This is a genomic window from Bacillus sp. TE9106W (assembly GCF_054062215.1).
In genome coordinates this window covers 356,798-370,939 of sequence record NZ_JBSSFA010000003.1, presented here as the reverse complement: position 1 = coordinate 370,939, position 14,142 = coordinate 356,798, and the positions used below count along the sequence as shown (strand labels likewise).

The 14,142-nt window shown below is 33.9% G+C and carries 11 protein-coding genes and 1 riboswitch; of the genes, 8 read left to right on the top strand and 3 right to left on the bottom strand.

Annotated features, from left to right (window positions below; all coding sequences use genetic code 11):
- Positions 1–39: 39 nt before the first annotated feature.
- Positions 40–963, top strand: a complete 924-nt coding sequence (locus ACVWY7_RS08285; RefSeq protein WP_105989788.1) for a M23 family metallopeptidase — start codon at positions 40–42, stop codon at positions 961–963.
- Here the strand turns inward: ACVWY7_RS08285 and ACVWY7_RS08280 are convergent.
- Positions 937–2,232 carry an Nramp family divalent metal transporter gene (locus ACVWY7_RS08280; RefSeq protein WP_105989787.1) on the bottom strand — a complete coding sequence of 432 codons (1,296 nt, stop codon included), beginning with the start codon at positions 2,230–2,232 and terminating at the stop codon, positions 937–939. The genes ACVWY7_RS08285 and ACVWY7_RS08280 overlap by 27 nt on opposite strands.
- A gap of 476 nt (positions 2,233–2,708) precedes the next feature.
- Here ACVWY7_RS08280 and trhO point away from each other — a divergent pair, with 476 nt between their 5' ends.
- Positions 2,709–3,668: an oxygen-dependent tRNA uridine(34) hydroxylase TrhO gene (trhO, locus tag ACVWY7_RS08275; protein WP_000246229.1), complete on the top strand. Its 960-nt coding sequence runs from the start codon at positions 2,709–2,711 to the stop codon at positions 3,666–3,668.
- Between the two features lie 205 nt (positions 3,669–3,873).
- Here the strand turns inward: trhO and ACVWY7_RS08270 are convergent, their stop codons facing one another.
- Positions 3,874–5,349, bottom strand: a complete 1,476-nt coding sequence (locus ACVWY7_RS08270) for a hypothetical protein (protein WP_456523743.1) — start codon at positions 5,347–5,349, stop codon at positions 3,874–3,876.
- A 175-nt stretch (positions 5,350–5,524) separates the two neighbouring features.
- Between ACVWY7_RS08270 and panE the strand changes: the two genes are divergently transcribed.
- Positions 5,525–6,469 (top strand): 2-dehydropantoate 2-reductase, encoded by a 945-nt coding sequence (gene panE / locus ACVWY7_RS08265; RefSeq protein ID WP_456523742.1) that lies wholly within the window; start codon positions 5,525–5,527, stop codon positions 6,467–6,469.
- 54 nt (positions 6,470–6,523) lie between these two features.
- On the opposite strand, the gene ACVWY7_RS08260 is transcribed toward panE, so the two are convergent.
- Complete coding sequence (locus ACVWY7_RS08260) at positions 6,524–6,652, bottom strand: hypothetical protein (protein WP_456523741.1); 129 nt, start codon at positions 6,650–6,652, stop codon at positions 6,524–6,526.
- Between the two features lie 139 nt (positions 6,653–6,791).
- A riboswitch (cyclic di-AMP (ydaO/yuaA leader) is annotated at positions 6,792–6,938 on the top strand.
- A gap of 143 nt (positions 6,939–7,081) precedes the next feature.
- On the opposite strand from ACVWY7_RS08260, the gene ACVWY7_RS08255 reads away from it, so the two are divergent.
- The 5 genes from ACVWY7_RS08255 to ACVWY7_RS08235 all read left to right on the top strand — a co-directional run bounded on the left by ACVWY7_RS08255 (position 7,082) and on the right by ACVWY7_RS08235 (position 13,956).
- Positions 7,082–8,908 carry an APC family permease gene (locus ACVWY7_RS08255; protein ID WP_000254876.1) on the top strand — a complete coding sequence of 609 codons (1,827 nt, stop codon included), beginning with the start codon at positions 7,082–7,084 and terminating at the stop codon, positions 8,906–8,908.
- A gap of 593 nt (positions 8,909–9,501) precedes the next feature.
- A complete protein-coding gene (nheA, locus tag ACVWY7_RS08250) occupies positions 9,502–10,662 on the top strand; it encodes a non-hemolytic enterotoxin NHE subunit A (protein ID WP_000751853.1) in 1,161 nt (386 codons plus the stop codon).
- 36 nt (positions 10,663–10,698) lie between these two features.
- Positions 10,699–11,907: a non-hemolytic enterotoxin NHE subunit B gene (gene nheB, locus ACVWY7_RS08245; RefSeq protein WP_000162975.1), complete on the top strand. Its 1,209-nt coding sequence runs from the start codon at positions 10,699–10,701 to the stop codon at positions 11,905–11,907.
- A gap of 107 nt (positions 11,908–12,014) precedes the next feature.
- Entirely contained in the window at positions 12,015–13,094 is a 1,080-nt protein-coding gene (gene nheC / locus ACVWY7_RS08240; protein ID WP_073522865.1) for a non-hemolytic enterotoxin NHE subunit C, read from the top strand.
- A gap of 235 nt (positions 13,095–13,329) precedes the next feature.
- The gene (locus tag ACVWY7_RS08235) at positions 13,330–13,956 is read left to right on the top strand and encodes a LysE family translocator (protein WP_000427452.1); all 627 of its coding nucleotides are present in this window, start codon (positions 13,330–13,332) and stop codon (positions 13,954–13,956) included.
- The last annotated feature ends 186 nt before the right edge of the window (positions 13,957–14,142 follow it).

Here is a 14,142-nt window from a genome sequence, read left to right as displayed (position 1 = left end):
GTATCATGTAGAACAAAGATATGAGAGTGAGGGTACAATATGTGGAAGAAATATGTATTAGTAATTTTAGTTGCGTTTTTAATTATAAGTTGGAGTGTAGTTTATTTAGCTAAAGGTGTTATATCAGTCATTTTTTGGTGGAGTATACAAACCTTTAGCTTAGTAGCAATCTTTATTTTGATTGGGGCATTATTACTATTTGTGTGGAAAGGCATTTTTAGAAAACGAATAGATAGAATATTACTCTTCATAGTTCTTTTCTCTATAATTGGAGCTTGGCCTTTAGGGTGGTTTGCTAACATAGGAGGACTTGCTTATCCAGCAGATGTACATTCTATGAATCCTAAAGCAGTAGTTCGCTTTCCTTTGAATGAACGAGCATTAGTGGGATGGGGTGGTGATCGATTAGAAACGAACTATCATGTTATAAAACCAAATGAACGCTGGGCATATGATATTCTTATTCCGCCTGCTGAAGTGAAAAGTAGTAAGTTAGAGGGTTATGGAATATATGGAGCGGAAGTAATGGCACCAGCTTCTGGAACAGTTGTATCTATCAATAATGATGAAAAAGATGTAGTTCCAGGAGAGGATGATTTTCAGTCAATGGCGGGGAATCATATTTATTTACGACTAGATGAATCAGGGACATTTATGGTTCTGGCCCATTTAAAGAAAGGATCAATTAAAGTGAGGGAAGGCCAACATGTAAATGAAGGAGAGGTTCTTGCCCAAGTCGGTAACTCCGGAAGTTCAAGTGAGCCGCATTTACATATTCATCATCAAAGACAGGATCCATCCAAGGTGAGCATATTTCTTTCGGAAGGATTACCACTGTACTTTCGAACTGAAAAAGATGTGATAATGCCGGAAAGAGGTACATACATAAGTGGTAATGAAAAAGGTATTCCAGTTTTATTGGAATACCTTTTCTTATTACCCTACAAAAGTTTGATACAGTAAGAAAATATTTAAAATGATAACAAGTGCAGCAATGATCCAAGCGATAAAGGTCGTTATGCGGTGATTAACGAGCGCACCCATAATTTTTTTACTACTTGTAAACATAATAAGGGGTACTAACGCAAAGGCAATACCGAATGATAAGACGACTTGACTCATGACTAGTGCGTAAGTTGGATTTACACCTAAAGCGATAATTATTAATGGTGGAATCATTGTAATAAAGCGGCGTAAGTATAACGGAATATGCATTCGAATGAAACCTTGCATAATAATATCACCTGACATTGTACCGACAGAAGAGCTAGATAGTCCTGCTGATAAGAGCCCAATTCCAAATAAAGCAGCTGATACTGGACCGACTAAAGTACTGAAATGGTTAAAAGCAACATCAAGATCTTCGACATGCAAGCCGTTTTTAAAGAATAGTGCAGCTGCTACTATTAACATACTTGCGTTGATTGCTCCAGCGATAACCATTGCAATAATAATATCAATAAACTCGAAGCGGAAAATCTTTTTCTTTTGTTCATCATTTGTTCCGACTACGCGGCGCTGCGTTAAGGCGGAATGTAAATAGATTGCGTGTGGCATAACTGTCGCACCTAAAATTCCTGCTGCAAGTAATATACTGTCTACACCTTGGAATTTTGGAATGAAGAGCCCTGAAAGTAGAGGACTTAATTCCGGTTTTGCATAAAAGACTTGTACACCAAAAGCGATAACAACGATGAAAATCATTCCTGTTATGATAGCTTCTAATGGACGAAATCCTCTGCGTTGAAACTCAAGAATAATAAATGATCCGACTGCTGTAATTAAAGCGGCAGGTAGCATCGGAATTCCAAATAATAAATACAATCCGAGTGCTGCCCCGATAAATTCAGCTAAATCAGTAGCCATAATAACGAGTTCACCTTGTATCCATAAGCCGATGGAAACAGGTTTTGGAAAGTTCTCTCGAGCTATTTCAGGAAGGTTTCTGCCTGTCGCGATTCCTAATTTAGCTGATAAAGTTTGGATTAATACAGCCATTAAATTAGAAGCGAGAATTACCCAAAGTAATAAATATCCATATTGTGATCCAGCGGCAATATTTGTCGCGAAATTGCCAGGATCAATATAAGCGACTGAAGCGATGAAAGCAGGACCTAAGAATGGTAATAGTCTTTTTAAGCCTTTCGTTTGTCCGCTTAATGCTAAATGCGCTGATTGAACAGTTGTACTTTGAGAAGGGACATGTTCATCTTTTGATATATCTTTATTCATAGTAGTTTTCCCCTTTGAAATGTTAACTTGATGAAATTATTGTAAGTATTCTTATTCTTTATTTCAATACATTTAAATGTACTATGTTATATTTTTATTTGAACACAAATGTTTCCTTAGAGCAAATTATATGCCTTTATACAATGAATGGTGTGGTGTTATTAAAAATTGGGAGTTTATGGTGTGATGAGGCGGGGAAACATAATGAATTAAAGGGCTGTTTTTGAAATTTATGTGAACATAAAGCCGATAATACAGCATATTAATTGATGGAATTGCATTTGTATGATATATAATATATTGGGATTACAACATAACCACAGTGTTTTGGTGTGTAATCTTGTTTTTTATTTTTGTTAACTGATAGAAAATAGTATAAAGAGAAGGAAATGGGATTCATTTTCTTATTATATATGTTTTGATATGAACGTTAACTTATACATGATTTTAAAAATTAGATAGGTGGTAGAAATACATTGGCAACTACAAAACCATACAGAGTATTACTATATTACATGTACACAACAATTGAAAACCCAGAAGAATTCGCGGCAGAGCATTTAGAATTTTGTAATTCACTTGAGTTAAAAGGAAGAATCCTTGTAGCAAAAGAAGGTATTAACGGAACTTGTTCTGGTACTGTAGAGCAAACAGAGAAATACATGGAAGCAATGAACAACGATCCACGTTTTGACGGTATCGTATTTAAAATAGATGAAGCGGATGGTCATGCATTCAAGAAAATGCACGTGCGTCCTCGTCCAGAGTTAGTTACACTTCGTCTAGAAGATGACATTAACCCACACGAAATAACTGGAAAGTATTTAGAGCCAAAAGATTTTTATGAAGCAATGAAACAAGAAGATACAGTTATCATTGATGCACGAAATGATTATGAGTTTGATTTAGGTCACTTTAAAGGTGCGATTAAACCTGATATCGAATCATTCCGTGAATTACCAGATTGGATTCGTGAAAATAAAGAAGTACTAGAAGGCAAAAAGATTTTAACTTATTGTACAGGTGGAATTCGTTGTGAGAAGTTTTCTGGTTGGTTAGTTCGTGAAGGTTATGAAGATGTAAGTCAGCTTCACGGCGGTATTGTAACGTACGGAAAAGACCCAGAAGTACAAGGTGAGCTTTGGGATGGACAATGTTACGTGTTCGATGAGCGTATCGCTGTACCAGTAAACCAAAAAGAACATGTTATCGTTGGTAAAGACCACTTTACAGGTGAACCTTGTGAGCGCTATGTAAACTGTGCAAATCCAGAATGTAACAAGAAAATTTTATGTTCTGAAGAAAACGAAGCGAAATATTTACGTGCATGTTCTCACGAATGTCGTGTAAGCCCACGTAACCGCTACGTAATACAACATGAATTAACGGAAGAACAAGTAGCTGCTGCATTAGAGAAAATCGAAGCAGGGAAGTAAGCTATAATAGTGTAAAAAAGTACTCCAAACTAAAATTTGGAGTACTTTTTTATGTGTGTTTTTTGTCAGTTTTTGTCGGTAAGTCGATATATTTGAAAAATCGCTGATATATTTTGAGTTGCGCCGATATATTTGAAAAATCGCCGATAAAAATTTCGTTTACTAAAACGTGTACCACGTATTTAAAATTTGAGAATAACCTTCTTTACTTCTTATCATCTTTCTCTCTCACAGCAGAAAGTACAGTTTGTTTTACCCACGCTTTTCTTCGTTTATGTTGTAAGCCCCATTGGTATAAACTTTGTGCACCTAAAATAAATGAAATGACGATGCCGCTAATCGCTATTAAAAGCGCGAAAAATTCAAGTGGCGACGATATTTTGTTTGAATCGGTGTTTCTTAACAAATCAATCATAGTAAAACCTAACATTTGGCCTACTACAGAGTAGAGCGTTAAAATTAATAGTAAAAGGCTATCTTTTTTTGAAGCGACATTTTCTTGATATTTAAACAAACTATCAAGATTTTGTTTTGCATTCGAGTATAGTACTTCAATGTTAAAAAGCTTTCTTAATCGAAAGAAAATATCTTCACTCTGTGATTGAGATACTAACTCTAAAGAAAAGTAATTCGCCGTAAACGAATTGATTGAATAAATTAATTGTTCTATTTCATTTGTATCTTGTTCAATATTTAACTCCGCATAAGCGTTTGCCATTTTTAATAAAACAACTTTATGAAATAGATTTAATAACAAAGCGTAATAAAACTCCCCATACATTTGACTTGCAAGTTTAGTGATTGCTTGCTCACCTTCATTTGTTATACATGTAAAAATGTGTTCTTCCATAATAAAGTAGCGATTTGGAGCCCATCTTTGGTAAGCGTGTTGTTTTAAATAATCATGAATGTAAGGAAGGTTATTTGCACTCACATATGGCTTACCCTCACTTGTTAATCCGGAAAGACTGGAAGTACGATAAACATCCACTTCATTCAGTTCCAAATTTTCTTTTATAGATAATAAAGTTTGTACATACATTCTTTGGTCTTCAAAGAAAGGAAAGGTTTGAAAGTAAGAGCTTCTTAATCTCTTTTTCTCAAAGAAATCTGTTACACCATGAAATAAATAACCAAAAATGAATCGCTCCACTTGGGAGTACTTTTTTTCATTACACTCAATACAAATCGTTTCGTTTGTATCATTTTTAGTTTCAAGTACACGGAAGCGGGCGGCGAATTCAATTGCTTCTGATAATGTCATGTTTGGAGCGGTTTCTACTTCCGTCCGAATTGTTAAGAAGCCAAGCTCATAAGGACAAAGTGTCACGTCAATAGAATGAATCTTAAATGGAACGGAAATAAGATTTGTTGTTAAATGTCCAGTTAAGTTAAGGTCTTTAGAATAGCGCTGCAATCCTTTTTGATGTTCTGAGTGAGGAAAGAGTATTTTATTTGTAAATGAAAGATAATATGCTTCCATATTCTGATGTGAAACTTGAAACTTTCCATAGTATGTATTTTCATTTTCAAGATGATCGAGTCGAAAAGGGCGAAAGTCATTTTTCTGTAAGAAGGGGAACATATTTTGTTCATATCCAGTTTTAAAAGAAAACGGGAATATAAATTGAAATATAGCTGTTGTTACATCCTTTTCCTCGATTGTTTGTATTGCCTCCATTTACATTGTTTCCTTTCCATATATGCTATAAAAACAACATGCCCAAATTTATTTGAAAATAACCACTGTTTTACACTTGGTTAAGTATGAAAATTCAGCTTATTTAGTAGGGGACATGTATAATGTTATGTATACGAAAAGTTATAAAATTGTATTTTGAAAAGGGGGATGTTTTATGCGTATTTTAGTATTAGGAGCTGGTGGCGTCGGAGGATTTTTTGGTGGCCGATTAGTCGAAAAAGGGGAAGATGTTACGTTTCTTGTTCGCAGTAAAAGAAAACAGCAATTAGAGGAAAAGGGGCTTGTTATTCGTAGTGTTAATGGTGATTTTTCCTTCCAACCTAAATTAATAACGAAAGAAGATCGAACTTCTCCATTTGATGTCATTTTATTTTCAACAAAAGCGTATCACTTAAACGAGGCAATGCAAGATTTGAAGCCGTTTGTAGGCGAAAATACAATCATCATTCCACTGTTAAATGGTATTGCCCATGTATCACTATTACAAAAGGAGTTCGGCGAAGAAAAAGTAATTGGCGGTTTATGCTTTATCGAGACAACGCTCAACGATCAAGGAGAAATTGTACAAACGAGTGCTGCAAACAGACTTGTATTTGGAGAAATGAAGCCTCAAAATTCAGAGAGAATACAGCATATTTCTAAAGCATTTACAGGTACGAAATCTAGTTTTGTATTAAGTGAAAATATTATGCAAGATATGTGGCATAAATATTTATTCATCACTGTAATGTCAGGTGTGACAACATTAATGCGGGCACCAATAGGACCAATCCGTGAAAGCAAAGGTGGACGCGATTTTATCCGAAACTTATTTGAAGAATGTATGCAAATTATGAGATGTATAGGAGTTCCAATTAAAGATAATATTGTCCAAGAACATATGAAAACAATTGATAAAATTTCGTATAATATGAAGTCATCGATGCAACGTGATATGGAAAAAGATTCGTCTATTGAAGGCGAGCACTTGCAAGGATACTTACTAGATGTAGCAAAACAATTTTCTATAGAAGCACCATTATTAGGAGCGGTATATCAAAATTTGAAAGTGTATGAAGAAATGACCTTGAACAGATCTGCAATAGAATTGGATGTATGAAAAAATAAAAAAGAAAGCAATATATAAGTGTATTGCTTTCTTTTTTATGACAAATTATTCGTTTCTTTTTGTTCTTTCTGTCGTATTTATTTCTTTATCACGTTTCCAATATAATTGATTAATTTCATTTGCTAATGCATCTAAATAGGAATCGGAAAAAATAGGTTTCTTTTCTTTAGACATATGGGGCTCCTTTATCGATTTTTTAGTATTCATTATGTATATTTACCAGAGGATTATGCGCAATCATTTTAATTTTTTCTTTTTCAAAATTTTTGTTTACATTTTGAAAATAAAGGAGTATTATAATCCACAGTTTCAATTTTCTAAATCGCTGAAACCGCATGGTGCGGGGGACCCGTTCTTATGGATTAGTTCTTAATCCAATGGGGTGAATCCTTGAAAAAGGTAGGGCTACTCATAGGCCCGAATCCGACAGCTAACCTCGTAAGCGTTATATTGAGAAGGAAGGTGGAGCTTGTGCGACAAAAAAATAATGTCTACAAGTCTATTTCGTTATGGCTTGTAGACATTTTTTGTTTTCTGAAGAAATAGTTTATCCGCTGTAACTAGCAGAAAAGTTCGTACAAAATTATTGGAGAGTGGACAGCATTGGTTTCATCTATTAAAAGATTTTTAATTGGAAGACCGTTAAAATCAACTGAGTTAGGAGAACAAAAGCTTAATAAAACGAAGGCACTAGCAATCTTATCTTCTGACGCTTTATCATCGGTTGCTTACGGTCCAGAGCAAATTTTAATTGCATTAGCAGGCGTTGGAGCGATAGCATATTGGTATTCCATTCCGATAGCTATTGGGGTATTAGTATTATTGACAGCCCTTATTTTATCTTATCGTCAAATTATTTTTGCTTATCCGCATGGCGGGGGCGCGTATGTTGTATCAAAAGAAAATTTAGGGATGAATCCAGGGTTAATTGCTGGAGGATCTTTATTAGTCGATTATATTTTAACTGTTGCAGTAAGTGTGTCTGCAGGTACAGACGCACTCACATCAGCTTTTCCTAGTTTACATGCACATAATGTAATCATTGCGATTATATTTGTTATATGTATTACCATCTTAAATTTAAGAGGCGTAACAGAATCAGCTTCTGTTTTAGCATATCCTGTTTATTTATTCGTTTTAGCACTATTTATATTAATTGGTGTAGGGATATATAATATTTTAACGGGTCACGTTTCGCAGGCTCTACACACGCCGATTGGAACGCCGGTTGCGGGAATTAGTTTGTTTTTACTGTTAAGAGCATTTGCTTCAGGAAGCTCTGCTTTAACAGGTGTTGAGGCGATATCTAATGCAATTCCAAATTTTAAAGATCCTGCACCTAACAATGCAGCGAAAACATTGCTTGCAATGGGTGCATTACTTGCAGTTTTATTTTCAGGAATTGTGTTCTTAGCTTATTATTACGGAATTTCTCCAAGTAAAGAAGTAACAGTTGTTTCACAAATTGCTGAACAAACATTTGGACGTAATTTCATGTACTATTTTATACAAGGTACAACGGCTTTAATATTAATTCTTGCTGCTAACACAGGATATTCTGCGTTTCCGTTATTAGCAGTAAACCTTGCAAAAGATAAGTTTATACCGAGAATGTTTACGATTAGAGGAGACCGCCTAGGTTACTCAAACGGAATTATTATACTTGGAATTGCATCGATTATTTTAATTGTAGCTTTCCAAGGGCAAACAGAGCATTTAATTCCATTATACGCAGTAGGTGTATTTATTCCATTTACACTTTCTCAAACGGGTATGGTATTAAAATGGCTTCGTGAAAAACCTGAAGGATGGGCTTTGAGATTAACGGTCAATTTAATTGGTGCAGTCATTAGTTTTATCGTAATGAGTATGTTCTTTTTAACTAAGTTCGCACAAGTTTGGTCAATCCTTATTTTCTTACCTGTTATTATCTTCTTGTTCCACCGAATTAAGAAGCATTATGATGCAGTAGGAGACCAACTAAGTTTAAAAACTTGTGAACGGATTGTACCGATTGAAGGAAATGTAATTGTCGTTCCAGTAGCTGGTATGACGCATGTAGTAGAAAATTCATTAAACTATGCGAAGTCTCTTTCTGCAGATCAAGTTATCGCTGTATATGTTGCTTTTGACAGAGAAGAGGAAAAGAAATTTGAAGAGAAATGGAAGAAGTGGCAACCTGAAGTAAGGCTTGTTACATTACATTCTCATTATAGAAGTATTATTCAACCGCTAACAAAGTTTATTGATACAGTACAATATAAAGCGAGTGAATCAAATTACCGAGTTACTGTCGTTATACCACAGTTCATTCCGAAAAAAGGTTGGCATAACATTCTTCATAATCAATCTAGTTTACTTATTCGTGCGTATTTACTTTATAAAAGAAATGTTGTTATTACGACAGTTCCATATCATTTGAAAAAGTAAGAAGGTCTTTTAAGGATAGCTTTACGTAAGTGAAGCTATCCTTTTTGTGTATACGCTATGCATAATTGCATATGGGTTATAAAAATATATTAATATAATTTTTGCGTCTTGGAGAAAGTAGAGATTTTTGTTGTGATATATGGATATTTCAATTGAAAAAGTGAAGTGGATTATATTTTGAAATAAAGACATGAAGGCTTGAAAATAAAGGGAATGAAAATACTTCTTTACGTTATATAAATAGCTGTGTTTAAATGACCTTACAGTACAAAACTTACATGAAAACAAAATGGAATTTCATATTTACGTACGTTATTTAGTTTAAGATGAATAATATTTTTATGTAATATATTCACTGTATGAATGTGGAAAATAAGATAAAATAGAAAATTTATGCAATGTTATTCATACTAAGTATATATGAAAAGTTTTATAACAATAAGTAAGTACTGTAGCAATAAAATTTTGGAGAGGTGGTTCGTACATGGATCGCGATGAGAACGTTCTCTATTTTAACCATCTCAAATTATGTGTAAGAAAATAGAATAATAAAATGCGATAGTAATAGTTGCTAATACATAGGAGGAGTTAAAGTGAAAAAGACTTTAATTACAGGGTTATTGGTTACAGCAGTATCTACGAGTTGTTTTATTCCTGTAAGCGCTTACGCTAAGGAGGGGCAAACAGAAGTGAAAACAGTATATGCACAAAATGTAATTGCTCCAAATACATTATCGAATTCAATTAGAATGTTAGGATCACAATCACCACTTATACAAGCATATGGATTAGTTATTTTACAACAGCCAGACATTAAGGTAAACGCGATGAGTAGTTTGACGAATCATCAAAAATTTGCAAAGGCAAATGTAAGAGAGTGGATTGATGAATATAATCCGAAGTTAATCGACTTAAATCAAGAGATGATGAGGTATAGTACTAGATTTAATAGCTATTATAGTAAGCTCTATGAACTAGCAGGGAACGTAAATGAGGATGAACAAGCAAAAGCAGATTTTACAAATGCATATGGAAAATTACAATTGCAAGTACAAAGCATCCAAGAAAGTATGGAGCAAGATTTATTAGAGTTAAATCGATTCAAAACGGTATTAGATAAAGATAGTAGCAACTTATCAATTAAAGCTGATGAAGCAATAAAAACACTACAAGGATCAAGTGGAGATATTGTGAAATTAAGAGAAGATATTAAAAGAATTCAAGGAGAAATTCAAGCAGAATTAACGACTATTTTGAATAGACCTCAAGAAATTATTAAAGGTTCTATTAATATCGGTAAACAAGTGTTTACAATTACAAATCAAACTGCGCAGACGAAAACAATCGATTTTGTTTCTATCGGTACTTTAAGTAATGAAATTGTAAATGCTGCAGATAGTCAAACGAGAGAAGCAGCTCTTCGCATTCAGCAAAAGCAAAAAGAGTTATTACCACTTATTCAAAAATTATCACAAACTGAAGCAGAAGCGACTCAAATTACATTCGTAGAAGATCAAGTAAGTAGCTTTACAGAATTAATTGATCGTCAAATTACAACATTAGAAACGTTATTAACGGATTGGAAAGTTTTAAACAATAATATGATTCAAGTTCAAAAGAATGTTGAAGAGGGTATGTATACAGACAGTAGTTTACTTCAAAAACATTTCAATCAAATTAAAAAAGTAAGTGATGAAATGAATAAACAAACAAATCAATTTGAAGATTATGTTACAAACGTTGAAGTACATTAAATAGAAAAAAATTAGCGATATAGGGAGAGAAGAAAAATGACAAAAAAACCTTATAAAGTAATGGCTCTATCAGCACTTATGGCAGTATTTGCAGCAGGGAATATTATGCCGGCCCATACGTATGCAGCTGAAAGTACAGTGAAACAAGCTCCAGTTCATGCTGTAGCAAAAGCTTATAATGACTATGAAGAATACTCATTAGGACCAGAAGGCTTAAAAGATGCAATGGAAAGAACAGGTTCAAACGCTTTAGTAATGGATCTGTACGCTTTAACAATCATTAAACAAGGTAATGTTAACTTTGGAAATGTATCGACTGTTGATGCTGCTTTAAAAGGAAAAGTGATTCAGCATCAGGATACAGCTAGAGGAAATGCGAAGCAATGGTTAGATGTATTAAAGCCACAGCTTATTTCAACGAATCAAAATATCATTAACTATAATACGAAATTCCAAAACTATTATGATACTTTAGTTGCTGCGGTTGATGCAAAAGATAAAGCGACACTTACGAAAGGGTTAACTAGATTATCAAGTAGTATTAATGAAAATAAAGCGCAAGTAGATCAGTTAGTAGAAGACTTGAAGAAATTCCGAAATAAAATGACGTCGGATACGCAAAACTTCAAGGGTGATGCAAATCAAATTACATCTATTTTAGCTAGTCAAGACGCTGGAATCCCACTTCTGCAAAATCAAATTACAACGTACAATGAAGCAATTAGTAAATATAATGCAATTATTATCGGTTCATCAGTTGCGACAGCTCTAGGGCCAATTGCAATTATCGGTGGTGCAGTAGTTATTGCTACAGGTGCAGGAACGCCACTAGGAGTCGCATTAATTGCAGGGGGCGCAGCGGCTGTAGGCGGTGGTACAGCTGGAATCGTATTAGCGAAGAAAGAGCTTGATAATGCACAAGCTGAAATTCAAAAAATAACTGGACAAATTACAACTGCTCAATTAGAGGTAGCAGGATTAACAAACATTAAAACACAAACGGAGTATTTAACAAATACAATTGATACTGCAATTACAGCGTTGCAAAATATTTCAAATCAATGGTACACAATGGGATCAAAATACAATTCTCTACTTCAAAATGTAGATTCAATTAGTCCAAACGACCTTGTTTTCATTAAAGAAGATTTAAACATTGCGAAAGATAGCTGGAAAAACATTAAAGACTATGCAGAAAAGATTTATGCTGAAGATATTAAAGTAGTAGATACGAAAAAAGCATAATCGAATACGAATCGTTAGAGCGTTAAGTGTTGATGAATGATTTGAAGCTCCTGTTCAGTTGTGAGCAGGAGCTTTTTATACCCTTATAAAGAAAATAGGTGAAAAGTATGCAGAAACGATTTTATAAAAAATGTCTTTTAACGTTAATGATTGCTGGGGTGGCAACGAGTAACGCATTTCCTTTACATACTTTTGCAGCAGAACAAAATGTAAAAGTACTACAAGAAAATGCGAAAGATTATTCTCTTGGTCCAGCAGGATTCCAAGATGTAATGGCACAAACAACATCGAGCATATTCGCAATGGACTCATATGCAAAGTTAATCCAAAATCAGCAAGAAACGGATTTAAGCAAAATAAGTTCGATTAATAGTGAGTTTAAAGGAAACATGATGCAGCACCAACGAGATGCAAAAATTAACGCGGCGTATTGGTTAGATCGTATGAAGCCGCAAATTATGAAAACGGATCAAAATATTATTAATTACAATAATACTTTTCAAGCATATTATAATAGCATGCTAATTGCGATTGATCAAAAAGATAGCGTAAAGTTGAAAGTGGATTTAGAAAAATTGTATGCGGATATTGTAAAGAATCAAAATGAGGTAGATGTATTATTAGCAGATTTGAAAGCCTTTCGTGATAGAATGGCGAAAGATACAAATAGCTTTAAAGAGGATACAAATCAACTAACCTCGATTTTGGCAAGTACGAATGCTGGAATCCCCGCTCTAGAGCAACAAATTAATACATATAATGATTCAATCAAAAAGAGTAATGATATGGTCATTGCTGGTGGTGTACTTTGCGTAGCGTTAATAACATGTCTTGCTGGCGGACCTATGATTGCCGTTGCGAAAAAAGATATTGCAAATGCAGAACGAGAAATCGCTAATTTAAAAGATAGAATTTCTGGAGCGCAAGCAGAAGTCGCAATTTTGACAGATGTAAAAAATAAAACAACAAATATGACTGAAACGATTGATGCAGCAATTACAGCACTGCAAAACATATCAAATCAATGGTATACAGTAGGGGCAAAGTATAATAATTTACTACAAAACGTAAAAGGAATTAGCCCAGAAGAATTTACGTTTATAAAAGAGGATTTACATACAGCAAAAGATAGCTGGAAAGACGTAAAAGATTATACAGAAAAATTACATGAAGGCGTAGCGAAGTAAACAGTGGACTAGTTCTGCTGTTTATTTTTTTATCCTGTTTTTTTGTGAGAGTTGAACTTGTAATTTGATATATAAGTTAACTATGTGTTTTATCAATGGGGATTTAGGGTAATGTTTAGCCAAATTGATACTAATAACATAAATAAACTTCTGATCAAGCTTTTTATATGTAATGTTTTAATGAAAAAAGCTATACTATAAGCAAAACTAAAATTTGGAAAGGGAATGCCATAACATGGAAAATCATTTATTGTTTATCCTTACAGCAATGCTAATTATAATAATGCCTGGTCCTGGTTTCGCACTAGTTACAAAAAACACCATCTCGTATGGCACAAATGGTGGAATAAAGACTGTCTTAGGCACGATATCTGGAATGATAATTCATACAATAATGGCTACGTTAGGACTCTCGGCCATTCTAATGAAATTTTCTATGTTATTTATATTTATTAAATATGCTGGGGCTTTGTATTTAATTTACTTAGCTGTAAAGTCAATTAAAAGTGCTTTTTCTAAAAAAGAAGATATGCAAGTTTCGTTGGAAATGAACGCTAAGGATATTGGGACGATTAAAAGTTTTAGACAAGGATTTACAACGGCAATCTTAAACCCAAAAACGGCTGTATTTTTCCTAAGCTTTCTCCCACAATTTATTGTGAATAATCAAAGCCAGTTCTTCCAATTTCTTTGGTTAGGACTCACATTTACGACTTTGACCGCAATATGGTATTTGCTTTATATCACGCTAATACGTCAATTAAGAACTTTTTTAAGAAAAGAACGAGTGAACCGTACAATAGAGGGTATTACGGGCGCAGTATTATTAGTATTTGGGGTTAGATTATTTTTCCAAAAATAAATATGTATATGAAAAGAGAAATAATCAATAGTGGTTATTTCTCTTGTTTATTCTAATAATATTTCACACTTACATACTAATTTGAGTTTTAAAAATGAGTTCCTCAATAATCCGACCTGTTTGCTTAATAAAAAAATTCTACATTATGGGAGCCGAGTCGCCCGTAAACGCCCAGTTTGTGAGGGA

Bases quoted from the DNA above. Each gene is read 5' to 3' on its own strand.
- ACVWY7_RS08285 (WP_105989788.1), top strand. From the start codon at position 40: ATGTGGAAGAAATATGTATTAGTAATTTTAGTTGCGTTTTTAATTATA.
- ACVWY7_RS08280 (WP_105989787.1), bottom strand. From the start codon at position 2,232: ATGAATAAAGATATATCAAAAGATGAACATGTCCCTTCTCAAAGTACA.
- ACVWY7_RS08270 (WP_456523743.1), bottom strand. From the start codon at position 5,349: ATGGAGGCAATACAAACAATCGAGGAAAAGGATGTAACAACAGCTATA.
- panE (WP_456523742.1), top strand. From the start codon at position 5,525: ATGCGTATTTTAGTATTAGGAGCTGGTGGCGTCGGAGGATTTTTTGGT.
- ACVWY7_RS08260 (WP_456523741.1), bottom strand. From the start codon at position 6,652: ATGTCTAAAGAAAAGAAACCTATTTTTTCCGATTCCTATTTAGATGCA.
- nheB (WP_000162975.1), top strand. From the start codon at position 10,699: ATGACAAAAAAACCTTATAAAGTAATGGCTCTATCAGCACTTATGGCA.
- nheC (WP_073522865.1), top strand. From the start codon at position 12,015: ATGCAGAAACGATTTTATAAAAAATGTCTTTTAACGTTAATGATTGCT.
- ACVWY7_RS08235 (WP_000427452.1), top strand. From the start codon at position 13,330: ATGGAAAATCATTTATTGTTTATCCTTACAGCAATGCTAATTATAATA.